The 24,177-nt window shown below is 70.6% G+C and carries 19 protein-coding genes; 10 read left to right on the forward strand and 9 right to left on the reverse strand.

Going from position 1 to position 24,177, the window contains the following annotated elements; all coding sequences use genetic code 11:
• Window positions 1-103: 103 nt before the first annotated feature.
• On the reverse strand, window positions 104-802 hold the full coding sequence (npdG, locus tag LHJ74_RS09370; protein ID WP_260217427.1) for an NADPH-dependent F420 reductase: 699 nt from the start codon (window positions 800-802) through the stop codon (window positions 104-106).
• A 138-nt stretch (window positions 803-940) separates the two neighbouring features.
• On the opposite strand from npdG, the gene LHJ74_RS09375 reads away from it, so the two are divergent.
• Complete coding sequence (locus tag LHJ74_RS09375; RefSeq protein ID WP_260217428.1) at window positions 941-2,227, forward strand: MFS transporter; 1,287 nt, start codon at window positions 941-943, stop codon at window positions 2,225-2,227.
• 15 nt (window positions 2,228-2,242) lie between these two features.
• Here the strand turns inward: LHJ74_RS09375 and LHJ74_RS09380 are convergent, their stop codons facing one another.
• Complete coding sequence (locus tag LHJ74_RS09380) at window positions 2,243-2,479, reverse strand: hypothetical protein (protein WP_260217429.1); 237 nt, start codon at window positions 2,477-2,479, stop codon at window positions 2,243-2,245.
• An 88-nt stretch (window positions 2,480-2,567) separates the two neighbouring features.
• Between LHJ74_RS09380 and map the strand changes: the two genes are divergently transcribed.
• Both map and LHJ74_RS09390 read left to right on the forward strand, forming a co-directional pair.
• Window positions 2,568-3,425: a type I methionyl aminopeptidase gene (gene map / locus LHJ74_RS09385; RefSeq protein ID WP_260217430.1), complete on the forward strand. Its 858-nt coding sequence runs from the start codon at window positions 2,568-2,570 to the stop codon at window positions 3,423-3,425.
• Between the two features lie 200 nt (window positions 3,426-3,625).
• Entirely contained in the window at window positions 3,626-4,297 is a 672-nt protein-coding gene (locus LHJ74_RS09390; RefSeq protein ID WP_260217432.1) for a biliverdin-producing heme oxygenase, read from the forward strand.
• Window positions 4,298-4,340: 43 nt separating this feature from the next.
• Here the strand turns inward: LHJ74_RS09390 and LHJ74_RS09395 are convergent, their stop codons facing one another.
• Together LHJ74_RS09395 and LHJ74_RS09400 are read right to left on the reverse strand one after the other, a co-directional pair.
• Window positions 4,341-5,501: a type III polyketide synthase gene (locus LHJ74_RS09395; protein WP_260217433.1), complete on the reverse strand. Its 1,161-nt coding sequence runs from the start codon at window positions 5,499-5,501 to the stop codon at window positions 4,341-4,343.
• The gene (locus tag LHJ74_RS09400) at window positions 5,447-6,652 is read right to left on the reverse strand and encodes a cytochrome P450 (protein ID WP_260217434.1); all 1,206 of its coding nucleotides are present in this window, start codon (window positions 6,650-6,652) and stop codon (window positions 5,447-5,449) included. Before LHJ74_RS09400 ends, LHJ74_RS09395 begins: the two co-directional genes overlap by 55 nt.
• Before the next feature lie 402 nt (window positions 6,653-7,054).
• Between LHJ74_RS09400 and LHJ74_RS09405 the strand changes: the two genes are divergently transcribed.
• The gene (locus LHJ74_RS09405) at window positions 7,055-8,032 is read left to right on the forward strand and encodes an aldo/keto reductase (RefSeq protein ID WP_260217435.1); all 978 of its coding nucleotides are present in this window, start codon (window positions 7,055-7,057) and stop codon (window positions 8,030-8,032) included.
• Between the two features lie 11 nt (window positions 8,033-8,043).
• On the opposite strand, the gene LHJ74_RS09410 is transcribed toward LHJ74_RS09405, so the two are convergent.
• Window positions 8,044-8,394, reverse strand: a complete 351-nt coding sequence (locus tag LHJ74_RS09410) for a hypothetical protein (RefSeq protein ID WP_260217436.1) — start codon at window positions 8,392-8,394, stop codon at window positions 8,044-8,046.
• Between the two features lie 503 nt (window positions 8,395-8,897).
• Here LHJ74_RS09410 and LHJ74_RS09415 point away from each other — a divergent pair.
• Window positions 8,898-10,505 carry an exopolysaccharide biosynthesis polyprenyl glycosylphosphotransferase gene (locus tag LHJ74_RS09415; protein WP_260217437.1) on the forward strand — a complete coding sequence of 536 codons (1,608 nt, stop codon included), beginning with the start codon at window positions 8,898-8,900 and terminating at the stop codon, window positions 10,503-10,505.
• Between the two features lie 197 nt (window positions 10,506-10,702).
• Here LHJ74_RS09415 and LHJ74_RS09420 read toward each other — a convergent pair whose 3' ends face one another.
• A complete protein-coding gene (locus LHJ74_RS09420) occupies window positions 10,703-11,659 on the reverse strand; it encodes a GDP-L-fucose synthase family protein (protein ID WP_260217438.1) in 957 nt (318 codons plus the stop codon).
• Window positions 11,660-11,757: 98 nt separating this feature from the next.
• Here LHJ74_RS09420 and gmd point away from each other — a divergent pair, with 98 nt between their 5' ends.
• From gmd to LHJ74_RS09440, 4 genes are all read left to right on the forward strand, one after another.
• On the forward strand, window positions 11,758-12,771 hold the full coding sequence (gmd, locus tag LHJ74_RS09425; RefSeq protein ID WP_260217439.1) for a GDP-mannose 4,6-dehydratase: 1,014 nt from the start codon (window positions 11,758-11,760) through the stop codon (window positions 12,769-12,771).
• A gap of 101 nt (window positions 12,772-12,872) precedes the next feature.
• A complete protein-coding gene (locus tag LHJ74_RS09430; RefSeq protein WP_375546702.1) occupies window positions 12,873-14,951 on the forward strand; it encodes a CBM96 family carbohydrate-binding protein in 2,079 nt (692 codons plus the stop codon).
• A gap of 29 nt (window positions 14,952-14,980) precedes the next feature.
• Window positions 14,981-15,505 carry a hypothetical protein gene (locus LHJ74_RS09435; RefSeq protein ID WP_260217442.1) on the forward strand — a complete coding sequence of 175 codons (525 nt, stop codon included), beginning with the start codon at window positions 14,981-14,983 and terminating at the stop codon, window positions 15,503-15,505.
• A gap of 41 nt (window positions 15,506-15,546) precedes the next feature.
• Window positions 15,547-16,401: a glycosyltransferase family 2 protein gene (locus LHJ74_RS09440; protein ID WP_260217443.1), complete on the forward strand. Its 855-nt coding sequence runs from the start codon at window positions 15,547-15,549 to the stop codon at window positions 16,399-16,401.
• Here the strand turns inward: LHJ74_RS09440 and LHJ74_RS09445 are convergent.
• Window positions 16,358-17,572, reverse strand: a complete 1,215-nt coding sequence (locus tag LHJ74_RS09445; RefSeq protein WP_260217445.1) for a glycosyltransferase — start codon at window positions 17,570-17,572, stop codon at window positions 16,358-16,360. The genes LHJ74_RS09440 and LHJ74_RS09445 overlap by 44 nt on opposite strands.
• Before the next feature lie 138 nt (window positions 17,573-17,710).
• On the opposite strand from LHJ74_RS09445, the gene LHJ74_RS09450 reads away from it, so the two are divergent.
• Window positions 17,711-19,204: an O-antigen polymerase gene (locus tag LHJ74_RS09450; RefSeq protein ID WP_260217840.1), complete on the forward strand. Its 1,494-nt coding sequence runs from the start codon at window positions 17,711-17,713 to the stop codon at window positions 19,202-19,204.
• Window positions 19,205-19,287: 83 nt separating this feature from the next.
• On the opposite strand, the gene LHJ74_RS09455 is transcribed toward LHJ74_RS09450, so the two are convergent.
• Together LHJ74_RS09455 and LHJ74_RS09460 are read right to left on the reverse strand one after the other, a co-directional pair.
• On the reverse strand, window positions 19,288-21,465 hold the full coding sequence (locus tag LHJ74_RS09455; RefSeq protein ID WP_260217841.1) for an OmpL47-type beta-barrel domain-containing protein: 2,178 nt from the start codon (window positions 21,463-21,465) through the stop codon (window positions 19,288-19,290).
• 95 nt (window positions 21,466-21,560) lie between these two features.
• Window positions 21,561-24,041 carry a ThuA domain-containing protein gene (locus LHJ74_RS09460; RefSeq protein ID WP_260217446.1) on the reverse strand — a complete coding sequence of 827 codons (2,481 nt, stop codon included), beginning with the start codon at window positions 24,039-24,041 and terminating at the stop codon, window positions 21,561-21,563.
• Window positions 24,042-24,177 lie beyond the last annotated feature (136 nt).

The following is a 24,177-nucleotide window of genomic DNA, read 5'->3' on the forward strand; positions in this document are numbered from 1 at the left end:
GGGGCGGGCTCCAGTCGGCGGTGCGGGCGGGTGGACGTGCTGCCGCCATTCTCCCCCATGCCGCCCGGCCCCCAGATGTCGGTGAGGCTCAGCTCGCTGGGGCTCAGATGTCGGTGAGCCGGACGCCCGCGTGCGCGCTATAGCGGCGGTTCACGGAGATCAGGTTGGCGACGAGCGACTCGACCTGGTGCGCGTTGCGCAGCCGACCGGCGAAGACGCCCCGCATGCCGGTGATGCGTCCGGCCAGCGCCTGCACGATCTCGCAGTCCGCCCGCACCTCGCCCAGCACCATCACGTCCGTCTCGATCTCCTCGATCTCGGGGTCGGAGAGCAGCACGGCCGAGAGGTGGTGGAAGGCCGCGGTCACCCGCGCGTCCGGGAGTATCGCGGCGGCCTGCTCGGCGGCGCTGCCCTCCGGCGGGGTCAGGGCGTAGGCGCCCTTCTTGTCGAACCCGAGCGGATTGACACAGTCGACGACCAGCTTGCCGTCCAGCTCGGGCCGGACCGCCTCCAGCGTCTTCGCATGCCCGTCCCAGGGCACGGCCACGATCACCACGTCGGCGCGGCGCGCGCACTCGGCGTTCTCGGCGCCCTCGATGCCGAGGCCCAGTTCGGCTGCCGCCTGCTGAGCGCGCTCGGCCACGCGCGAGCCGATGATCACCGACTGGCCCGCCCTTGCCAGCCGGTAGGCGAGCCCGCGTCCCTGGTCTCCGGTGCCGCCGAGCACACCGACGGTCAGCCCGGAGACGTCCGGGAGGTCCCAGGGGTCCTTCTTGGGTGCAGGTGCTGCGGGAGAAGTCATGGCAGTGATCCTGCCAGCCCGTACGGCCTCCCGCGCGGCCCGGCGGCAGTGAAGGTGATCACTCCGGGGCGGTCCTGCGGCGGGGCCGGCCCGATATTCGGTTGCTCCGGCCGTCCGGCGGGCGAAAGATTACGGCTCGTGTCGTCGAAGCTGCGGGATCTGTTGCCCGACCTCTCCCCGTGGCGCTCTTCGCGCGATTTCCGCCTGCTGTGGATCGCGGGGGCCGTCACCGTCTTCGGCAGCTTCCTCTCCTTCGTCGCGCTGCCCTTCCAGCTCAAGGAGCTGACCGGCTCGCCGGTGGCGGTCGGCGCGCTGGGTGCGGTGGAGCTGGCCCCGCTGATCGTCTTCGGGCTGTACGGGGGAGCGCTCGCGGATGCCGTCGACCGGCGCAAGATCATCCTCTGGAGCGAGTCCGCGCTCGGTGTCGTCGCGCTGGGCCTGCTGCTGAACACGCTGCTGCCGCAGCCGATGATCTGGCCGCTGTATGTCGCGGGCGCGCTGACCAGCGCACTCGTAGGCATCCAGCGACCGGCACTGGACGCGATCATTCCGCGGATCGTCCCGCACAGCCAGCTCAGCGCCGCCGCCGCGCTGAACGCCCTGCGCTGGCAGATCGGAGGCGTCGCCGGACCGGCGCTTGCCGGAGTGCTCATCGCCTACGCCGGGCTGAAGACCGCCTACGCCCTCGACACCCTCACCTTCGCCGGGTCCGTCCTGCTGGGGCGAGGACTGGCCCCCTCCCCCGCCGCGCACGACGCGGAGAAACCCTCGCTGCGGGGCATCTGGGAGGGCGCCCGCTACGCCTGGAGCAGGAAGGAACTGCTGGGCACGTACGCAATCGACCTGTCGGCGATGCTCTTCGCCTTCCCGCTTGCGCTCTTCCCCTTCCTCGCGGACCAGCTCGACGCCGAATGGGCGCTGGGCCTGATGTACGCGACGCTGCCGCTGGGCGCCATGCTGGTGAGCGCGACGAGCGGCTGGACGGGGCGCATACACCGGCACGGCCGGATGGTGGCCCTCTCCGCGGTGTGCTGGGGCGCCTCCATGGGGGTCGCCGGCCTGATGGGGAACATCTGGCTGGTGCTGCTCTTCCTCACCATCGCCGGCGGATTCGACATGGTCAGCGGCATCTTCCGTACGACGATGTGGAACCAGACGATCCCGGACGAGCTCCGCGGACGGCTGGCGGGCATCGAGCTGCTCTCGTACTCGGCCGGACCTCAGCTCGGTCAGCTGCGCTCGGGCGGCATGGCGGCGATGACCTCCGTCCGTACCTCGGTGTGGAGCGGCGGGGTGGTGTGCGTGGCGGCGGTGGGCCTGCTGGCCCTGGCGCTGCCGAAGCTGATGGCCTACGACGCACGCACCGACCCGCACGCCCGTACGCTGCGCGAACGCAAGGCGGGGGAGGCACCGGCGGAGGCGTAGCGCGCCGGGGGACGATCAGTCGTCGTCCTCTGCCGCCGCGCGGCGCGAGGCGTCATGCCAGCGGGAGTCGGTCTCCCACTGCAGATTGCGCTCGTGCGCGGTCTCCATCGCGTGGGCCGCCTCCTCCCGGCTCGCGTAGGGGCCGAAGCGGTCCTTGCCAGGGCATTCGGGGCCCTCCTCGACCTTCTGGTGCTCCAGGCAGTAGAACCATTCGCCGGGCTTGCCGACCGTCTTGCGTTTGAACAGGGCCATGCTCCCCATGCTCCCCCAGAGCAAGGCCCCGGACCACTCCCGCGCGGGCCGGGCACCCCGTTCCGGTCGCAGCACTAGACTCGCGGTCATGTCAGGCCAGCCAATTCTCGTACCCGGCACGCTCACCCCTCCGCGCACGGTGCCGTCCTCGATCCCTCGCCCGGAATACGTCGGCCGCAAGGCCCCCGCCCCGTACACCGGGCCCGCGGTGCAGGACGCGGAGACCATCGAGCGGATGCGGGTCGCGGGCCGTGTCGCGGCGCGGGCGATGGCGGAGGCCGCCCAGTACATCGCGCCCGGGGTGACCACGGACAAGCTCGACGAGATCGCGCACACCTACCTCTGCGACCACGGGGCGTATCCGTCCACCCTCGGCTACCGGCAGTTCCCGAAGTCGCTGTGCTCCTCCGTGAACGAGGTCATCTGCCACGGCATCCCGGACTCCACCGTGCTGCGCGACGGCGACATCGTGAATCTGGATGTGACCGCGTTTCTCGGCGGTGTGCACGGGGACAACAACGCGACCTATCTGTGCGGCGAGGTCGAGGAGGAGTCGCGGCTGCTCGTGGAGCGGACGCGCGAATCCCTGAACCGTGCGATCAAGGCGGTCCGGCCGGGGCGCCAGATCAATGTGATCGGCCGGGTCATCGAGTCGTACGCCAAGCGCTTCGGTTACGGCGTGGTCCGTGACTTCACCGGGCACGGCGTCCACACCGCCTTCCACTCCGGACTGGTCGTCCCGCACTACGACGACGAGCGGGCCACCACGGTGATCGAGCCGGGGATGACCTTCACCATCGAGCCGATGCTGACCCTTGGCACCTATGAGTGGGACATGTGGGACGACGGCTGGACGGTCGTCACCAGGGACCGCAAACGGTCGGCGCAGTTCGAGCACACGCTGCTGGTCACCGCGACCGGGACGGAGATCCTCACGCTGCCCTGACCTGGGGCGGGTGCACCGGGTACGGCGTCGGGGATTCGGGTGCCGCGAGCAGGGAACTTGCCGACAGTGCGTCGGCAAACCATTGACTTAGGTAAGCCTAAGTAAGAGTATCGGTCCAGCGTCGGCTTCCCGTCGGCGCCTCCCCTGCCCCACGTCCCCCGTTCCCCGTGCTCCCCGCATCGCTTCCCCGGAGGACCGCCATGGCCGCGTCCGATCCCGCACGCACCCCGTTCTCCACCCTGATCCGCACCGCCTCGCACGAGCAGCACACCGAGGCCGAGTCCACGTCCTTCATGGCCGACCTGCTCGGCGGGCGGCTCGGCGTGGACGCGTACCGGCGCTACACCGAGCAGTTGTGGTTCCTCTACACGGCGCTGGAGGAGGCCGCCGGTCCGCTGGCCGACAACCCGGTCGCAGGGCCGTTCATACGCACCGGCCTCTTCCGCCTGCCCGCCCTGGAGCGCGATCTCGACCACCTCCACGGGCGGTCCGGCTGGCGTACGGAGATACGGCCCCTCCCCGCCACGCGCGCCTACGCCGCCCGCGTCTCCCAGGTCGCCCGCGACTGGCCCGGCGGCTATGTCGCCCACCACTACACCCGCTATCTCGGTGACCTCTCCGGCGGCCAGATCATCCGGGGCAAGGCGGAGCGGACCTGGGGCTTCACGCGCAAGGGAGACGGGGTGCGCTTCTATGTCTTCGAGCAGATCGGCAACCCCGCGGCGTTCAAGCGGGACTACCGCGAGCGGCTGGACGAACTGGCGGCGGACGACCTGGAGAAGCAGCGCGTCGTGGACGAGTGCAAGCGGGCCTTCGCACTCAACACCGCGGTCTTCCGGGAGTTGGGCGAGCAGTTCCCCTTGAGCGCCTGAGGCGGAGCGCTCCCGGGCAGCAGCCCGCCCGGCCGGGCGGCCCTCAGGGCACCACCGCGGGCTCCGGCGCGCCCGCCCATCGCCCGAGTGCGACCTCCGCGGTGATGCCGGGCCCGAATCCGGCGATCAGCCCTCGCGCGGACTCCGGGACCCCGCCCTCCGCGAAGAGCCGGGCCAGCGCGTCGAAGACGACCGAACTGGCGACGTTCCCGTACTCGGTGAGCGTGGCCCGGCTGAAGCGGAACATCTCCGGCGCGACGCCGAGATACAGGCACAGGTCGTCCAGAATGCGCGGCCCGCCCGCGTGCACGATGAAGAAATCCAGCACCGAGACGTCCCAGCCGTGCTGCTTCGTCAGCGACCGCAGGGCCGGGGCGAGCATCTCCATGGTGCCGGGGACCCGCTTGTCGAGGAGGAAGTGGAAGCCGGTGTCACGCACCGCGTAGGAGATCCACTCCTCGGTGCCCGGGACCAGATGGGAACCGTTGCGCTCCAGCCGGATGCCCACGCCGCCCCGGCCGCGCACGACCGCCGCCGAAAGCGCGTCACCGAAGAGGCCGTTCGACAGGAGGGAGCCGACTCCCAGGTCCGTCGGCTGGTAGAGGAGCGAGCAGAACTCGCAGGAGACGATGAGGACGTTCGCCTCCGGGTACGCCATGCAGAAGTCGTGCGCCCGGCTGATGGCCGCACCGCCCGCCGCGCAGCCGAGCTGGGCGATGGGCAGCTGCCTCGTCTCCGGCCGGAAGCCCATGGTGTTGATCATCCAGGCGGTCAGCGAGGGCATCATGAAGCCGGTGCAGGACACATAGATGATCAGGTCGATCTCGTCCGGCTCCAACTCGGCGTGGCCCAGCGCCCCGTTGACGACACCGGGCACCCGGGCTTTGGCCTCGCTCTCGTAGAGCAGATTGCGGACCTCGAAGCCGGGATGGCGGAGCGTCACGTCCAGCGGCTGCACGAGACGACGGGTGCGGACGCCGGTGTTCTCGATCAGCCGCAGCGCCAGGCCGAGCTGCGGGTGCCGTGGGTGTATCTCCCGCGCCAGCTGCAGAGTCTGCTCCTGCGTGACCACATGCTCCGGTACGGCGACCGCTGGCCGGCACAGGGTGGGCGCGGGGCGGACTTCTCCACCGGCACCGGCCGCTGCCCTCACCAGGTCACCGGCAGTGCCAGCGGATGCCGCCAGATCGACGTCGTGTTCCATTGCACCTCGGCGGGCGGGACCGCGAGACGCAGGCCGGGAAAGCGCTCCAGCAGGGTGCCCAGGGCCACTTCGAGCTCCATTTCGGCGAGCGGCGCCCCAAGGCAGTGGTGCGCGCCCCAGCCGAAGGTCATATGGCCGGTGGCGGACCGCTCCAAGTCCAGCTCGTCCGGGCGCTCGAACTTGGCGGGGTCGCGGTTGGCGGTGAGATAGGAGACGTGGACGACATCGCCCTCGCGGATGGTGACACCGCCCAACTCGACGTCCTCGGTGGCGATCCGCGGAATTCCCACCCCCTTGCGGAAGGGGATGAACCGCAGCATCTCCTGGAGCGCGCGCGGCAGCAGCTCCGGGCGTTCGCGCAGTGCGGAGCGCACCTTTGGACGGGTGAGCACGGTGTAGGCCAGATTGCCGATCTCGTAAGTTGTGGTGTCCTGGCCGGTGATGAGCAGCACCATCGCCATGACGGCCAGCTCCTGCTCGTCGAGGAGGTCCGCGCCGTCACGGGCGGTCGCCAGCGTACTGATCAGGTCGTCGCCGGGGGAACGGCGCCGCTGGGCCGACAACTCGGTGAAGTATGAGCGCAGTTCGGCCTTGGCGACCACTGCGGCGTCCTTGCTCGCCGCACCGATGTTCATCATCGTCAGGGCGCGGGTGCGCAGGCCGGGCCGGTCCGCCTCGGGGATGTCGAGGACTTCGCAGATCGTGGTCAGCGGCAGTGGCGCTGCCAACTGCGCGATCAGGTCGGGCTGTTCGCCGGACTCGGCAATGCGCTCCAGCAGTGCGTTCACCACGCTCTGGGTGTGCGACCGCATGCGGTCGACCTGCCGGGCGGTGAACCCCTTGGCGACCAGGCCACGCAGGCGGCTGCTGACCGGCGGATCCATCAGATTGATCGCCTCGGACTGGACGATCGGCGCGGGCGTCATGCGCGGGAAATCCCGGCCGGCCACGGCGCTCCGGCTGAAGCGGCGGTCCGTGGTGACGGTACGCACGTCGTCGTACTTGGTGACGAGCCACGCCTCACCCTCGCCGTACGGCATGCGGATACGGGCGACAGGCTCCTCGGTCAGCAACCTCTTGAGCAACGGGTCGAATTCGAGGGCCCGTGCGAAATCGAACGGACAGGACCACACGGCATCGGCGACATCCACGGCGGAGCTCCAGGACACAGGGACGGAGGGACGGAGACCGGCAAGCGGATCGGCCGGGCAGGCCCTTCCTCCCCACGCGGGAGCTGAACACTCACTCATACGCCACAATTAGCTGATTTGAGTGAATAGTCCGAGAGGATATTCGGCACCCGTGCCCGCCGCCCGGAGGGGGCGACGGCCGCGCCGGCCAACAGGCCGGTGGTGGGGATGCCCGAGCCGCCGGTGTCGGTACCACCGGTGTCCGTACCACCGGTATCCGTACCACCTGAACCGGCGCCCGGGAGCTGCGCGTTCTCGTCCACGGAGACGGTGGCGGTCGCCGGCCGGATCGCGCTGGAGGGCACGCTCCTCCGTGCCTGAAGGGGGCTGCCCCGAGCGCACGGGGTCTGCGAAGCTGGGCCGATGAAGCCCGACGCACGCGTGACGCTCGGCCGCACCGGACTGCAGGTGACCCCGCTGGGGCTCGGACTGGCCTCCATCGGCGGCCTGTTCACCCCAGTCAGCGAGGAGCAGGCCCGCGCGACCGTCGACCGTGCCTGGGAGCTGGGCCTGCGCCTGTTCGACACCGCGCCGGTCTACGGATACGGACGCTCGGAGGCGCGCGCCGGCCGGGCGCTGCGGGCACGGCAGCGCGCGGAGATGGTGCTCTGCACAAAGGTGGGCAGACTGATCGAGCCGGGCGGGCCGGACACCCAGCCGATCTGGGCCGACCCGCCGCCGGGTGTCGGGCCCCGGCGCGACCACTCCTACGACGCCGTGCTGCGCTCGGTGGAGGAGAGCATGGAGCGGGTCGGCGTGGACCGCTTCGACGTTCTGCACATCCACGATCCGGACGAGGACTACGCGACGGCGCTGCACGGTGCCTACCCCGCGCTCGCCGGGCTGCGCCGGCGGGGCGCGGTGCGCGCGGTGTCGCTCGGTGTCAATCACGCCGATGTCGCCGCCCGCTTCCTGCGCGAGGCACCCGAGCCCGGCCCCGACTGCGTGCTGCTGGCCGGCCGTTACAGCGTGCTCGACCAGTCGGGGCTGGAGGATCTGCTGCCGCTCTGCGAGGAGCGCGGTGTCGCCGTGATCGCGGCGGGTGTCTTCCAGGGCGGCCTGCTGACCGGCACCACGGCGGCGCCCCCCGCGCTCGCCGCGCGCATTCAGGCCCTGCGGGCGGTGTGTGAGCGCTACGGAACCTCGCCGCTCGCCGTGGCGACGCAGTTCCCGCTCGCCCACCCCGCGGTCAGCACCGTGCTCGTCGGTGCCCGGACGCCCGCCGAAGTCAGCGCGAGCGCCGAATACTTCGCACACCCCGTACCCGACGCGCTCTGGGCCGCTCTCAAGTCGGAGGGTCTGCTCCCCCGGGAGGCGCCGGTTCCGGGCTCGGGCGGCTGAATTGGCCCCGGTCACCCTTCGTGGGTGTAATGGATCGTTTCTCCGCCTCCGCAGTCGTCCCCGCCGGCACCACCGCGCCGACCCGCGCGCCCGTACGGCGGCCGGTGCCGCCCGTACGGCCGTTGCCGCCCGTATACCTCGGACCTCTTCCGGCGTCCGGTGACGACAGATGGCTCCCGAGGTGCCCAGCGCACCGAACCGGCCGCCGCCGCGCGGCTCTTCTCACTCCCTCGCAGCGGTACCCACACCAGCAGGAACGCGCCCGCCGCGATCCATGGCACGAACCACGCAACCGACCACCACTCGGCCCCCGGTGCGAGCAGGGCCTCCACCCCGCTCGTCACCATCCCGGCCGCGACCATCCAGCAGACTCCCGCACCCGCCCACGCCCCACCACGCCGCACGCGACCCATCGCCCACTCTCATCCTGGCCCGCCGGTGCGCCGCAGGCGAGCCTTCGTGTCACGGACGGCACAAGTCAGCCATCTCGCATATCACCCGCACATCGCACAGATGTCTGCATCTCGGAGGCTTTTCGTCACTTCCCGCCCCGCACTCAAGCATCCCAGACACCAGGGCGAGCAAAAAGAACCAACCTATGACGGATCATGACCCCGAACTCCGGGCATGCAACCAGAAATCACCCCAACTCCCCACCCGGAGCCCAGCCGGTCGACCCGCGCAACGTATCGGGCGAATTTTGAACAAACAGAGGTGGAACCACGCCGATATGACTTAAGGTCTCCTTCACATCAGGGGCGCGTCCCACTTGGGGAAGTGGACATGACGCCGTCTGGGGGTCTTCTCCGTACCTGGGGGGTACATGCGGCGCGACGCCATGTTTCTGTCCGGTGGCCAGAGACCCGTGGAGGAACCGGAGATCCCGGCCGGACCCGGGAGGGAGCTGCCCCCGATCCGGGACAAGGCAGTGTGGTACGTACCTCTGGCTCTGGCCACGGACGTGATGGGGACCGGGTTACCGGTCCTTTTCGTGTTCCTGGCGACCGGCAGGCCGCACCCCGTCCTCGCCGCGGTGACCGCCACGGCCGTGTGGACGGCGGTCCAGCTCGCCCGCAAGCGCTACAGCACCCGGTCGCTGGGCGAGGCGCGCGGGCTGCTGTCCGCCACCCAGGACTGGCTGACGCTGGTGGGCCTGCTGGCGGTGATCCGGGTCGCCACCTCCGAGAGCTCCGCGCCCGCACACGCGCTGCTGGCCCTGACGCCCGCGCTCGTACTCACGGCAGCATGCCGGGCGCTCACCCATCACCATCTGGGCGGGCAGCGGCGGGCGGCGCAGTCGGTGTGCCGGGCGCTGGTGGTCGGCGAGGCGCACCCGGTCGACGAGGTGGTGGGGCAGCTCGCTGCCCGTACGGACCACGCGTATGTGGTGATCGGCGCGGTCGCGGTCGGCGAGACGGAGCTGCGCAGCGGGGTCCCCGAGTTCGGCAGGCTGACCGGCCGGCGCCCGTCGGCGCCGAGAGCGGCACCGCCGACGGCATCGCCGGCCGCACGTCCATCCCCGGCACCGGCCAATGGCCCCGCCGAGGAACCCGCCGGGGACGGCCGCGGCCTCCCGCCGCACAGCGAGATCACCCTGAACCTCAGCATCGCCGCGCACTGCGGACCCGGCCGCCAGGACGACGGCAGCGCGGTGCTGGACGCCGCCCAGCGGCTCGGCGCCGAGGTGGTGCTGATCGTCCCCGGGGCCCGGCTCACCGGCGAACGGCTGCGGCAGCTTTCCTGGGCGGTACAGGACGCCGGGCTGCCGCTGGTGATCGCCTCCGGGCTGACCGAGGTGGCGCTGCGGCGGGTCCGGCTGGCCACCGCCGCCGGGCTGAACCTGCTGCACATCTCCCCGCCCGTCCGGCGGGGACCGCAGCTGGCGTTCAAGAACGTGCTGGACCGGGTGGGAGCCGGGCTCGGACTGCTGCTGCTGGCACCGCTGTTCGCGCTGCTCACGCTCGCCGTCCGGCTGGACTCGAAGGGCCCGGTCTTCCACCGGCAGGCCCGGATCGGGCAGCGGGGCACCCCCTTCCGGATGTGGAAGTTCCGCTCCATGGTGGCGGACGCCGAGTTGCTGCGGCCCCGGCTCGCGGCGGCGGACGAGCAGGACGGTCCGGCGTTCAAGATCCGCCGCGACCCCCGGGTGACCCGGGTGGGGCGGCTGCTGCGCCGCTCCTCGCTGGACGAGCTGCCGCAGCTGGTGAACGTGCTGCGGGGGGAGATGTCGCTGGTCGGCCCGCGCCCGCCGCTGCCCGACGAGGTCGCCGCATACAACGCCGTGGAGCTGCGGCGGCTGGGCGTCAAGCCGGGGATGACCGGGCCGTGGCAGGTGGGCGGGCGCTCGGATCTGTCCTGGGACGAGAGCCTGGCGCTGGATCTGCGGTACGCGGACAACTGGTCGCTGACCACGGACATGGATGTGCTCGCGCGTACGTTCCGCGCGGTCGTCGACGGACGCGGGGCGTACTAGTGCTGGGCCGCGCAAGTTCGTGGAGGGGGCCGCGGTGCCCGGTGCGGTCAGCTGCAAGGCGGAGGATCGCCCTCGTACCGGGCCGTACTCGGGCGGCTCCGACAACGCGGCAGATGGCCGTACCGGGCGCTGCGGCCCCCACGAACTTGCGCGGCGCAGCACTGGTGCTGTGCCGAGCAGCGCTGGTGCGGTGCCCGTCAAGCCTGCTGCGCCTGCGCGTCGAGCCACCACCGGTAGGTGTCGCGGATGCCGTCCGCCAGCGGGACGCGCGGCGCGAAGCCGAGCGCGCGCAGCCGGGAGACGTCCAGCAGCTTGCGCGGCGTGCCGTCCGGCCTGCCCGTGTCGAAGGAGATGCCTCCCCCGAAACCGACGACCTCCCGCACCGTCTCGGCGAGTTCGCGGATCGTCAGGTCCTCGCCGCAGCCGATGTTGACGGGCGAGTCCTCGTCGTACTCGCGCAGCAGCAGGGAACAGGCCCGCGCGAGATCGTCCACGTGCAGGAACTCCCTGCGCGGGGTGCCGCTGCCCCACAGCACGACCTCGTCGCAGCCGTCCCTGGCGGCTTCGTGGAAGCGGCGGATCAGCGCGGGCAGCACGTGCGAGGTCTCCAGATCGAAGTTGTCCCCGGGGCCGTAGAGGTTCGTCGGCATCGCGGAGATGTAGGAGGCGCCGAACTGGCGCCGGTAGCCGCGGACCTGGGTGATACCGGCGATCTTCGCGAGCGCGTACGGCTCATTGGTGGGCTCCAAGGAACCGGTGAGCAGCGCCTCTTCGGGGATCGGCTGCGGCGCCAGCCTGGGGTAGATGCAGGAGGAGCCCAGGAACAGCAGTCTGTCCACCCCGGCAGCGTGTGCGCCGGCGATCACGCTGAGCTGGATGCGGAGGTTGTCCTCCAGGAAGGCGACCGGGAAGTTCTGGTTGGCCATGATGCCGCCCACCCGGGCCGCCGCCAGCACCACCGCGTCCGGACGTGCCTCGCGCAGAAAACTGCCCGTGAGCCCGGAGTCGCGCAGGTCGAGTGCCGCGCGGTCCTGGGTGATCACCTCGTGGCCCTCGGCGGCGAGGCACCGCGCCACCGCCGAACCGACGAGCCCGCGGTGGCCCGCGACGAAGATCCGGGCGCGGGGCGGCAGCAGCCGCTTCGGTGGGGTCATGCCACCGGATTCTGCCAGCGTGCCGCGCCGCGCGGGCGAAGTATCCCGGCTCAGAAGCCGTTGTTTCACCCCACCCATCCGACACAGGGGCTCGACCTATGAGCAAGAGTGCTCTCATCACCGGCATCACCGGCCAGGACGGCTCCTATCTGGCGGAACTGCTGCTGTCCAAGGGCTATACGGTGCACGGCCTGGTACGCCGCTCCTCGTCCTTCAACACCGCCCGGCTGGACCACATCTACCAGGACCCGCACGAGGCGGAGCGGCGGCTGATCCTGCACCACGCGGATCTGACCGACGGCGTCGCCCTGGTCAACCTGCTGCGCGAGGTCGGCCCCGACGAGGTCTACAACCTCGGCGCCCAGTCGCATGTCCGCGTCTCCTTCGACTCACCGCTCTACACCGGGGACGTCACGGCGATGGGTGCACTGCGGCTGCTGGAGGCGATCCGGGCGAGCGGCATCGACACCCGCATCTACCAGGCGTCGTCCTCGGAGATGTTCGGCTCCGCCCCGCCCCCGCAGCACGAGCGCACCCCCTTCCACCCGCGCAGCCCGTACGGCTGCGCCAAGGTCTTCGGCTACTGGTCGACCGTCAACTACCGCGAGGCGTACGGCCTCTATGCGGTGAACGGCATCCTCTTCAACCACGAGTCACCCCGGCGGGGTGAGACCTTCGTGACCCGGAAGATCACCCGAGCGGTGGCCCGCATCAGCCAGGGGCTGCAACAGCACCTGTACCTCGGCAATCTGGATGCGGTACGGGACTGGGGTTACGCCCCCGAGTACACCGAGGCGATGTGGCGGATGCTCCAGCACGACGAGCCGGACGACTATGTGGTGGCCACCGGTGAGGCGGCCTCCGTCCGGGACTTCCTGGGCGCCGCCTTCTCGGCCGCCGGACTGGAGTGGCGGGACCATGTGCGCTTCGACCCGAAGTACGAGCGGCCCAGCGAGGTCGACGCGCTGATCGGCGACGCGACGAAGGCGGAGTCGCTGCTCGGCTGGAAACCGCGGGTCCGATGGCCCGAGCTGGCACGGATCATGGTCGAGGCGGACATCAGCGTCCTGGAGGCCGAACTCACCGGGGCCACCGTACGGATCGACCGGTGAACGGCACGGCAGAGGGCACGGCAGCGAGCATGGCAGGCAGCACACGGAAGCAGACGAGGTGGGGTTCGGTGAACGGTACGGCGGGAGTGAGCGGGGGGAAGGTGCGAGGAGCCAGAAGGACGGTCGCCTTCGGCGTCGCGTTCTTGGTAACCGTCGCGTCCTGGACGGGCGTGCAGTTGGTCAGCCCCACGGAGGCGGGCGCCGTGACCCCGCCGGTCGGCATCACGGCCGACGATCTGCCCACCTGGCAGACAAACGGCGTGGTCTGGGCCATGGCGCAGCACGAGGGTGTCGTCTTCGCCGGGGGCACCTTCTCGGCCATCCGCCCGCCCGGCGCGGCGGCGGGCAGTGACGAGCGGGACGCGCTCAACTTCGCGGCGTTCAACGCCGCCACGGGCGCGCCGACGGACTGTGAGCTGTCCTTCACCGTCGGGTCCGGCACCGCCACGGTCCGGGCCCTCGCCGTCTCCCCCGACGGCAGCACGCTCTACGCGGGCGGCCGGTTCGGCGCGGTCAACGGCACCTCGGTGAGCAACGTCGCCGCGGTCGACCTCGCCGACTGCTCGGTCAAGTCCGGCTTCAAGGTGTCGGTCTCGGCGACCGTGCGGGCGCTGGGCGTCACCGACGACACCGTCTATCTCGGCGGCGACTTCAGCACGGTCGGCGGCCAGAGCCGGGCCCGGTTCGCCGCCGTCAGCACCTCGGGCGCCGTCACCTCGTGGAACCCGAGGGCCGACGATGTCGCCCGTGCGCTCGAAGTCACCCCGGACGGCAAGAACATCGTGCTCGGCGGGGACTTCGACACCATCGGCGGCAAGTCCTCGCACGCGCTGGCCGTCGTCAACTCCTCCTCGGGCGCGACCACCAAGACCTACGGCTCGACGTTCATCCACCGCTCCTCGGTGGTCAAGGGGCTGGCCGTCGACGCGAGCGGCGTCTACACCGCCAACGAGGGCACCGGCGGCGGGGTCTTCGACGGACGCATCGCCCTCGACCTGAGCGACTTCAACCAGCGTTGGCGCGACACCTGCCTGGGCGCCACCCAGGACGTCACGGTCTACGACTCGGTGCTCTACAGTGCCTCGCACGCCCACGACTGCGGCAGCATGGGGCAGTTCCCGCAGATGAACGACCGCCAGCACCTGCTTGCCGAGTCGGTGGGCAACCCCAAGCCGCTGCTCTCCTGGTTCCCCGACACCGACGACGGTCCCTCCGGCACCGAACAGATCGGGCCGCGCACGATGATCACCTCGTCCCGCTCGGGCACCGACTACATGTGGGTGGGCGGCGAGTTCACCCGGATCGTCACCCACGGGAACATGCGGCAGCAGGGCCTTGTCCGCTTCGCCAGCGGCCCCGACACCGGCGCCCCGAGCGTGCCCGACCAGGTGACCGCCGCCAACGTCACCGGCGGCAAGGTCAAGGTCAGCTGGCGCGCCGGCCTGGACGAGGACGACAGCAGGCTGACGTACCGGATCTACCGGAACGGCTCCAGCACACCCGTCCACACGATGACGGCGGACTCGGTGTTCTGGAAGCGGCCCACCGTCAGTTTCACCGACGCGGACGCCCAGCCGGGCACGAAGTACACCTACCGCGTCACCGCGAGCGACGCGGGCGGCGCCAACACCAGCAGCCAGTCGGCGGGCGCCTCCGTGACGACCCCGGGCACGCCCGCGCAGACGACGGTGGAGCGCGCGGCCACGGCCGACGCCTATGTGAACGGCTCGGCCGCCACCTCCACCTACGGCACGCACCAGCAGCTGGCCGTACGCGGCAGCTCGGCGTACGAGACCTACGCGCGCTTCAGCCTGCCCGCCGCACCCAGCGGCATGAAACTGACCGGAGCGAAGCTCGCCGTCCGCACCAGCAGTGAGACCTACGCGGGCTCGGCGGACGACGCACGGGTACGGGCGGTCACCGGCGACTGGTCCGAGTCCGATGTCACCTACGCGACAAGGCCGGCGCTGGGCGGCACCACCCTGGGCACGCTGAGCGGGGCGTCCGGACCCGACAGCGAACAGTCGGTGACCCTGGACACCGCCGAGATCGCGGGATCGCTGAACGGCACCCTCGATCTCGCGCTGACCAGCACGGGCACGGACAGTCTCTGGCTGTGGGCGAGCGAGTCCGGTGCCGCCAAGGGGCCACGGCTGACCCTCACCTTCGAGGCGGCATGAGGCTGAGCACGGGCGGGGCACGGGGCACCATGACGGCCGTACTTCTGACGGCCGTCATGGTGCTCGGCGCGGGATGCAGCGGCGGTGGAGAGGGGGACGGCGAGGACGGCGACGGCAAGCCGGATGCGAGGGAGAACTCCCGGACCGCCTCCGACCCGGCGTCTCCGCTCCCTTCCTCACCGTCCACGTCAGCGCCGTCCTCCTCGTCCGTACCCTCGCCCTCGGACGGGCAGGGCGCCCCGGGCCCGGACGACGAGCCCGAGGACGCCGTCAAGGGCCCCAAGGTGCCCGCCGCCGAACTCACCCCCGCCACCGGCACGTTCACCAAGCGGCAGAAGGAGTACCTGGTCGACCGGGTCCCCCAGGGCACCGATCCGGCAGCCATCCTGGAGGCCGGAAAGGCCGCCTGCGACCGGATCGGATCCACGGCCGACGGGGACCGCAAGGCGGCCGTCAGCGCCCTCAAGGCGGGCGAGATCGCCAACGCCGAGGACGCCGTCCGGCACCTGTGCCCCACATTCAAGCCGCTGCTCAAGGCCGCGGGCCTCGGCTAGTGCTGCCGCCCTCCCACCCACCGCACGATCGGAGACACCTCGTGGAAGCCGCCGCCCTGCCCATCGTCGTCGCGATACCGACGAAGAACGAGGCCGAGAACATCACCTCGACGGTGCGTTCCGTCCTCGGCCACTTCGCGGCGGTCGTCGTCGTCGACTCGGACAGTACGGACGACACCCGCGCCCTGGCGGAGAAGGCGGGTGCCGAGGTCGTGCCGTACACCTGGGACGGCGGCTACCCGAAGAAGAAGCAGTGGTGCCTCGACAACGTGCACACCGGCACCGACTGGCTGCTCTTCCTGGACGGCGACGAGACGCCCAGTCCCGAACTGATCGCCGAACTGCGGCGGATCTTCACCGTCCCGGCGGGCAGGACGCTGCGGCCCGCCGCCTTCGACATCCCGCTGGGCTACTGGTTCGCGGGGCGGCGGCTGCGCCACGGCTACACCATCGTCAAGCGCGCGCTGCTGGATCGCACCCGCTGCCGCTTCCCCGAGCCGGACGACCTCGCCGCACCGGGGATGGGTGAACAGGAGGGCCACTACCAGCCGTTGGCCGATCCGGTCATGACCCTCACGGCGCCCATCGAGCACCAGGACCTGGACCCGGTGCGCACCTGGTTCGACCGGCACAACCGCTACTCCGACTGGGAGGCATGGCTGGAGCAACACCCGCTGGTGCGCGAGCAGATCCGGCAGGCGAAGACCCGGCAGGGGCAGCTGTTCCACCGGGCGCCGTTCAAGCCGCTGGTGTCGTTCGGCTACGCCTATCTCTACAAGCGCGGCTTCCTGGACGGGCGGGCCGGTCTGGACTACGCGCTGGCGATGAGCTTCTACCGGTGGCAGATCGGGCTCAAGGCGAGGGAAGCCGCTGCCGCCGGGCGTGCTGCTCGATGACCTCGCCGTAGATCCCCCGCAGCGTGTCCACCACGCCGTCGATGGTGAAGCTCTCCTGGACCAGCCGCCACGCCGCCTCGGACGCCGCCGCGTTGGCGGCCGGGTCCAGCAGCTCCAGCACGGCCTGCCCGATCAGCTCCCCGTTGTCGGCGTCCGGGCGGCTGTCCACCACCCGCCCCGCGCCCGCCGCCGCCACATCCGGTGAGAGCCCGCCGGTGCGCGCCACGACAACCGGAAGGCCCACCGACATCGCCTCCAGCACGGAAACCGCGAACGGCTCCACCACGGACGGCAGTACGTACACGTCGGCGCTCCGCAACCGCGCCAGCACCTCGCCGTGCTCCAGCGGCCCGGCGTACTCCAGCGCGTGCCCCACCCCCAGACCACGGGCCATCGCCAGCATGTCCTCCGCCATCGCCCCGGTGTCGGGGCCCGCCAGCACGAAGCGGGCGTCCGGGTGCTTCTGCAGCACGGTGGGGATCGCCGTGACGAAATCCTGCGGACGCTTGCGCTCCTGCACCCGCGCCACGTACAGCACCGTCGGCGGCCGCCGCTCGCCCGCGCCGCCGCCCGCCCCACCGACGGCGCCGCGTACGGAGCGTCGCTCCTGCGGACGTACGCCGTTCACCAGCCGGTACGCGGGCGCCATCGGTTCCGGGGCCACCACCGCGGCCGTGTCCAGCCGCTCCTGCTCGGTCAGATGCAGCACCGCGTCGGCCCGCTTCAGCACCCGGCGCAGCCCCAGCACGTCCACCGCCTGGGCCACCCGCTTCTCGGTCGGATCGATCATGCCGTGCGTCTGCAGCACCAGCGGACGGCGGCACCGCAGCGCGGTCAGCGCCACCGGCAGCGTGATCAGATCGCGCATCAGATGGACGTGCACGACATCGGCCGAGCGCACCATCCGCCCGGCGCCCGCCAGCAGCGCGGGTGAGGTGATGCCGCTGACCTCGAACTTCGGCAGCACATGCCGGGCCTGGAACAGCCGCACCGGCACGCCGTCCACCTCCCGGGGCAGCGGGCCCGGCCCCTCGAAGCCGTCGCCGAGCGCGACGACCACCGCCTGCTCCCCGCGTGCGCGCAGGCCGCGTGAGAGGTTCAGCGCGACCCGCGTCGGACCTCCGAAGTCATGGGTGGGCGTGTGCAGCGTGACGACATGCAGGACCTTCACGGCGTTCCCCTCCCCTGGGCGTGCGGCTCAGCCTAGACGTGTCAGCGGGCTGCGGAGTGGTGATCGCGCGGGCCGTAGACTGCGATCCGGTCTCCGGGGACGCGGAGGGGGGTGGCCCGGGTGAGCGTTGACATCCCGATGGGCGGCTCGCCCGCGCCCGTGCGGGAGCCCGTCGAACTGCGCGACGCCACGCCCCGCGCCCTGCTCTCCCGCGCCCTCGCGGTGCCGCTCGTGGTGGGCATGGTGGGGGTGCTGCCCGTCGCCGTCGCCTCCCAGGACGGGCCGGGCTTACGGGACGCCGCCTTCTGGCTCCAGCTCACCCTGTGCTGCTACGCGGGAGCCCGGCTGTCCGCCATGGTGCTGACCGCCCGGCGGCGCCTCGTACAGGGCTCCTTCTGGCTGTTCGTCTATATCGCGATGGGTATCGCGCCACTGGCTCAGACGGTGCTCGCCCGTACGCCGACGCCCGTCGTCGGCCCGGGCGAGCACACGGTGCTCGCGATCGCGCTGGTGCTGGGCGGGGTCGTCGCCTTCGACGTGGGGGCGCTGCTCGCCCGGCACCGCCCCTCGCTGCACGGGCTCGGGCGCCGTGAACGTCCCGCCTCCACCGTGCACCGCCACCGGCTCTATCTGCTGGTGGCGCTCGCCTACGCGGGCAGCGCGGTGATGATCGTGCAACTGGGCGGGGTCGGCGTCTTCTTCAGCAGCCGGCAGGGCATCAGCGAGAGCCTTCAGGCCGCGACCGGTGCCGAGTCGGGCGGGGCAGCCGCCTCGCAGGCCGGCTCGGCCTTCCTGCGCGGCTTCGGCACGGTACCGGCGCTGCTGGCACTGCTCTTCCTCACCCGCTGGCTGGTCACCTCGCGGACCGCCCGGCGCAAGCCCTCCGTGGTGCTGATGTGGGCCGGGCTGCTCGGCCTGAACGTCATCGTCAACAACCCGGTCTCCAACCCGCGTTACTGGTTCCTGACGGTGCTCTTCGCGCTGCTGTTCACGGCGTTCCCGCGCAGCCCGGTGATGTACCGCAACGCGCTGGCGCTGGGCGTGGTGATCGCGCTGCTCGTCTTCCCCTTCGCCGACCGTTTCCGATACGAGGAGGACGGCGCGCGCCAGCCCGAGTCGGACTCCCTGCTGGCGCCGCTCACGCTCAAGGACTACGACCAGATCGGCATGTTCGCCAACACCATCTCCTTCGCGGAGGCGGGAACCGGCCACACCTACGGCGGCCAGCTCTCCTCCACGGTCCTGTTCTTCGTACCGCGGTCGCTGTGGCAGGGCAAGGCGGAGGACTCGGGGGTGCGGGTCGGCGAGTGGATGGGCATGAAGAACACCAACCTGTCCTCCCCGCTGTGGGCCGAACTCTGGCTGGACTTCGGCCCGCTGGGCATGCTGGGCGGCTTCCTCGGCATCGGCTACCTGGCGTCCCGCGCCGACCGCCGCTATGTCCGGCACACCCTGGACGACACCGGACCGGGCAACATCCCGGCGGTGGTGATCCCGCTCGTCGCCGGCTACAGCTTCATCCTGCTGCGCGGCCCCCTCCTCCAGGCTTCGGGCCGCATAGCCATCGCCGCCCTCTGCCTCGCCCTGGTCACGACCTTCCGCCACCAGCCGCAACGCAAGCGCCTGCGGTAGCTGGCGTGGGCCCCCTCCCGCGGGCGGAATGCCTGCGGAAGGGGGCCCACGCGCTCACGGAGCAAGAGCCTCCTGCTGCCTCCTTACAGCTCCTTGATCCTGATGTCGCGGTACGAGATGACGTCCGTGACTCCGTGGACCTGGAGGCCGACATAGCCGGAGGCATAGCGCCTGCCGTCGGTGCCCGGGTCGTCCCCGCGCGGCGGGGTGAACTCCTGGCCGCCGGTGTTGTCGAACTCGTTGATCAGGACACCGTTACGGAAGATCTCGTAGTGCTGGTCGACCACGCGGATCTCGTAGTCGTTCCAGGTGCCCTTCGGGGTGACCCCCGCGCCGCCGAGCCCGACACGGTCGAAGCCGTACACGGAGCCCGACTTGTACATGTCGCCGTCCGGGCGGTCCAGGATCTGGAGTTCATGCCCGTACTTGATGGCGACCCACTCGGGCCGTGACTCCTCCGGGTGGTCGTGTACCTGCGGGAAGCGGGCGAACACACCGGCGTTGGCGTTGCCGCTGCCCGGGGCGTCGTCGCGCCACTGGAGCTTCATCGAGAAGTCCCCGTACTTCCGCTCCGGGAACCACAGCATGCCCATGCCGTCCACCTCGGTGGAACTGGTCATCGAGCCGTCCTCGTTGAGCTCGAACTTTCCGCCGCCGACCTGCTCCCACTTGGCGAACGTGTCCTTCGTGCCGTCGAAGATCTTGCGGTAGCCCTTGTTGTGCCCCGGCTTGCCGATGTCGGAGCGCTTGGCCGCCTTGGTGATCTTGCGGAACTCGCGCCGGTCGATCTCGCCGTCCTTGAGGAGCTTGTCCAGGACGCCGTCGACGTGCTTGAGGAAGAGGGCGCGGGAGGTCCACTCCTTCTCGTCCTCGATCAGCTCGTTGATCCGGCAGCGGTTGCCGGTGACCCGGTTGGGCACACCGGTGTCGACGTCGCCGACGATCACCGTGAGGCGCTCGTCGAACTCGGCGCACGACGGCGCCGGGACGCCGCCGCCCTCCGCGACGGTGAAGGAGACCTCCTTCGCCTCGGAGGTGTTGCCCGCCTTGTCGGTGCCCCGGTAGGCGATCGTGTGCCGCCCCACGCGGTCGACGAGGACCGGATCGGCGTAGGCCAGGTACGGGCCGCCGTCCAGTGAGTACTCCGTGCCGGCCACACCCGAGTCGTCGTCGGTGGCGCTGAGCGTCACCTCGGCGCTGGTGATGTAGGCGCCGTCGGAGTTCTTGGAACCCTCGACCTTCGCCGTCACCTCCGGCGGTGTGGTGTCCTCGGCGGGCGGCGTGACCACCGCGAACTCCGCGCTCTTCTCGGCCGCCGCGTTGCCCGCCTTGTCGGTCGCCCGGTAGCGGACCACGTGGTCGCCCGGCTCGTGGATCATGACCGGGGCCGTGTAGGGCTGCCAGGCGCCGTCGGCACCCAGCGCGTACTCGATGGTGTTGACGCCGGAGCCGGTGTCGGAGGCCGTCACGGTGACGGTCGCCATGTCCTTGTACCGGCCCTGGTCGTCCTTCTCACCGCTGACCGTCGCCGAGGTCTCCGGCGCGGTCGTGTCGTCCGTGGGCGGACTGACGACCGTGAAGTCCTCCTGCTTCACCTCGGCCGTGTTGCCCGCCTTGTCGGTCGCCCGGTAGCGGATCGAGTGGGTCCCGACCTGGTCGACGACGACCGGGTCGGTGTACGGCTGCCACGCGCCGTCGGCGCCGTCCGTGTCGAGGGCGTACTCGACCTTGTCGACCCCGGAGCCCGCGTCGGTGGCCGTGACCGTGGTGGTCGCGGAACCGACATAGCCGCCGTCGGCGTTCTGCTGCCCCTCCACCTTCGCGGAGGTCTCGGGGGCGGCGGTGTCCTCGCCGCCGCCGCCCTCGGTGACGACGAGGGTGCCCTGCATCGACCCGTGGCCCGGGAAGGCGCAGAAGTAACGGTAGGTGCCCGGGGTGAGGTTCACCTCGGCCGTGTACTTGCCGCCCTGCGCGTCACCGGGGTTGGCGCTGATGTTGAGGTCGACGTCCTGGTTGTACTCCGGGTTGCTGGTGTCGAACGTCAGGGTGTGGGGCATCCCGGTCGTGTTGCCGGTCGCCTCGCTGTTCTCGAAGACGATCGTCGCCGGCCCGGCGACGGCCGTGGTCGGCGCCGACTTGTAGGCGGTGATGCTGTTGTCAGCGGTCCAGGTCAGGGTCTGGTCGGCGGCGGTCTCGGCGGCGGCGGAGTCGCCCGACCGGGACTGTCCGGCGGCCGTGGTCGCCGTCAGTCCGACGAGCATGAGCAGTGCGGCGGTCAGCGCCGTCCACAGCTGCGTGGCCTTCCGCCGGGATCGCCGTCCCGCACTTCTCTCGTTCGCTGGTCTCGTTCCCGGGCTCATCGGCGCCCCTTCCTTGCCAGGTCCTTGACGGCGGGTGTGGCTCCGCCGCCCTCATAAGAGACACGCCACAGAGCAGACTTGGCGTCCGAGGTGAAGAAGCCGCGCCCGTAGTCGAGGACGTAGAGCGCGCCGTCCGGACCGAACTTCCAGTCCATGAGGTTCCTGATGCCGTCCTCACCGATCGGCACGATCTTCTTCAGGGTCTCGGCGTGCACCGGGATGCCGCCCTTGCCGACCGTCTCGGGATCCATGAGCACGGCGTGCCGCGGCTGGTCGGCGTCGTAGAAGTCACCGACGAACCACTTGCCGTCCCAGTACTGGGGCCACTTAGTGGAGCTGTCACTCTCGGCGTCGTAGCGGTACAGCGGTCCGTTCATCGCGGCCTGCCCGCCGCCCTTGAGCCACGGCATCGAGTACGTCGCCTCCTCCGCCTTGTAGGAGGGGATGCCGTTCTCGTCGCGCGGGAAGTCCGCGCCACCGCCGGACGGCGAGTACCAGATGTTGTTGGCGCTGACGGGCGGCAGGTTCACCAGGCCGTCGTTGTTGGGGGATTCGTTCTTCGGTGCGTCGCAGTCGTACCAGCCGAGCGGCTTCGTCGGGTCCGGCAGATTGCGGTCGCGGTAGGGCTGCTTGTTGCCCATGCAGTACGGCCAGCCGTGGTTGCCGGGCTTGGTGATGGCGGCGAAGGTGTCGTACTTCGCCGGGCCCCAGGTCGTCGAGGGCTCGGCCGCGTCAGGGCCGACCCAGCCCGCGTACAGCGTGTCGGTCTTCTCGTCGATCGAGATCCGGGCGGGGTTGCGCACGCCCATCACATAGATCTCGCCACGGGTCTTGCCGCCGCCCTCGTCCGGCTCCTTGCCGGTGAAGAGGTTCCCGTCCGGCATCGTGTAGGTGCCGTCGTCCTCGGGGTGGATGCGCAGGATCTTGCCGTTGAGGTTGTTGGTGTTGCCCGCGGTGCGGCGGGCGTCGGCGAACGAGACGCCCTTGAAGTTCGGCTCCGGGTTGTTGCCCGAGTAACCGTCGCTGAACCGCGAGGAGTTGTTGTCACCGGTGGCGATGTAGAGGTTCTCGTCGGAGTCCCAGGCCATGCCGCCGCCCGCATGGCAGCAGCTGTGGATCTGGACCGGCCACTCCAGCAGCACCTTCTCGGAGTCCTCCGACAGCTTCGCGGTGGACTTGTCGAAGGTGAAGCGGGAGACCCGGCGCTCGGCCATGTGGGTCTCGCGGTTGATCTCCGAGTGCGGGGTGTAGTGGAGGTACACCCAGCCGTTGGCCTCGAAGTCCGGGTCCAGCTCGATGCCGAGCAGGCCCTCCTCGTTCTTGACCAGTTCGTCGCCGCCGCCCTTGTTGCCGAAGACCGTCAGGGAGCCCGCCAGGGACACCTTCTTCGTCTTCGGGTCGTAGACGTGGATCTGGCCCTGGCCCTTGCCGGTCTCGGGGTCGTCCCAGTCGGTGACCACCGGCTGCGAGGAGTCGGCCCCGCCGCGTCCGATGTAGAAGACCCGGCCGTCCTCGGCGGTGACCATGCCGTGCGGCTCGCCGATCTGGTCGTTCTGGCCCGGCTGGTTGGGCTCGGTGAGCCGCTCGGCCTTGTAGTTCGAGTCGATGGCGGCCTTGCAGTCGGCCTGGACGATCCTGCTCGTCCAGTTGAGCGCGCCGCGCAGATGCGTACGGAGGTCCGTCTCCGCGTAGCTCGACGCCGTGCCGCCCATGCCGGTGTAGAAGGAGCGGCCGCCGTCGTAGTCGCGGCACCAGGAGACCGGGTGGTCGGCGCCGTTGGCGCCCTCGCCCGGCTTGTAGGTGGACTCCCGCACCCTGGCGACTGTGTGCACGTCGCCGGACGGGTTCTCCTCCCAGTTCAGCCACTTGTCGGGCCGCTTCCACTCGAGCGGCAGGCTCTTGGTGGCCGGGTGCTTCCGGTCACCGACCTCGACGGTCGCCCGCTGGACGCTCGCCCCGCTGCCGTCCTTGGCACGGGCGCCGATCAGCTCCCCGAACCACTGCGAGTACGGCTCGGTGCGGGCCGCGTCATGGAGGCCGACGAAACCGCCGCCAGCCTCCATGTACGCCTCAAGGCCCGCTTCCTGCTCGGGGTCGAGGACGTCTCCGCCGCCGGTCAGGAAGACGACGGAGTTGAAGCGTCCGAGCTTCTTCTCGTTGGTGAACACCGAGGCGTCATCGGTGGCCACCGTCTTGAAGCGCTGTTTCCGCGGACCGGAGTTGCCGATCTTCTCGATCGCCCGGATGCCCGCGTTGACGGTCGGCGGTTCGTCACCGGCCGAGCCGTGGAAGACCAGGACCCGCACATTGGACCCGCCCGGCGGGGAGGGGAGTGACATCGTTGTCGATACTCTGTCGGACGGATCCGGGTACGGCTGCGGCCGCGCCTCGGCCGTACCTCCCGCGAGCAGACCGGTGATCATGGCTCCGGCCAGCACCGCAGCGGCTCCGGCGCGCCGTCCGGCTTGTCGGGACATCGTTCTCGTTCGGCTCAACCCTTGTGGTGGCAAGGGCTTTTGATGCGGTGTGAGCCGCATGTGTTCACCCACCTCGTCGGTCGTAGCAACGGCGCGGCTGAAACTAGACCCCTTTCTTCGGTTCGCCAATACCTAT

Origin of the sequence: Streptomyces gossypii (genome assembly GCF_025165795.1) — a bacterium.
GTDB lineage: Bacteria > Actinomycetota > Actinomycetes > Streptomycetales > Streptomycetaceae > Streptomyces > Streptomyces gossypii.

What these genes read in the sequence shown, in the direction of transcription:
- LHJ74_RS09380 (WP_260217429.1), bottom strand. Translation starts at nt 2,479, where the DNA reads ATGGCCCTGTTCAAACGCAAGACGGTCGGCAAGCCCGGCGAATGGTTC.
- npdG (WP_260217427.1), bottom strand. Translation starts at nt 802, where the DNA reads ATGACTTCTCCCGCAGCACCTGCACCCAAGAAGGACCCCTGGGACCTC.
- LHJ74_RS09420 (WP_260217438.1), bottom strand. Translation starts at nt 11,659, where the DNA reads ATGACCCCACCGAAGCGGCTGCTGCCGCCCCGCGCCCGGATCTTCGTC.
- LHJ74_RS09455 (WP_260217841.1), bottom strand. Translation starts at nt 21,465, where the DNA reads ATGCTCGTCGGACTGACGGCGACCACGGCCGCCGGACAGTCCCGGTCG.
- LHJ74_RS09410 (WP_260217436.1), bottom strand. Translation starts at nt 8,394, where the DNA reads ATGGTCGCGGCCGGGATGGTGACGAGCGGGGTGGAGGCCCTGCTCGCA.
- LHJ74_RS09450 (WP_260217840.1), top strand. Translation starts at nt 17,711, where the DNA reads ATGGGCGGCTCGCCCGCGCCCGTGCGGGAGCCCGTCGAACTGCGCGAC.
- LHJ74_RS09405 (WP_260217435.1), top strand. Translation starts at nt 7,055, where the DNA reads ATGAAGCCCGACGCACGCGTGACGCTCGGCCGCACCGGACTGCAGGTG.
- LHJ74_RS09390 (WP_260217432.1), top strand. Translation starts at nt 3,626, where the DNA reads ATGGCCGCGTCCGATCCCGCACGCACCCCGTTCTCCACCCTGATCCGC.
- LHJ74_RS09460 (WP_260217446.1), bottom strand. Translation starts at nt 24,041, where the DNA reads ATGTCCCGACAAGCCGGACGGCGCGCCGGAGCCGCTGCGGTGCTGGCC.
- gmd (WP_260217439.1), top strand. Translation starts at nt 11,758, where the DNA reads ATGAGCAAGAGTGCTCTCATCACCGGCATCACCGGCCAGGACGGCTCC.
- LHJ74_RS09435 (WP_260217442.1), top strand. Translation starts at nt 14,981, where the DNA reads ATGACGGCCGTACTTCTGACGGCCGTCATGGTGCTCGGCGCGGGATGC.
- LHJ74_RS09395 (WP_260217433.1), bottom strand. Translation starts at nt 5,501, where the DNA reads ATGGAACACGACGTCGATCTGGCGGCATCCGCTGGCACTGCCGGTGAC.
- map (WP_260217430.1), top strand. Translation starts at nt 2,568, where the DNA reads ATGTCAGGCCAGCCAATTCTCGTACCCGGCACGCTCACCCCTCCGCGC.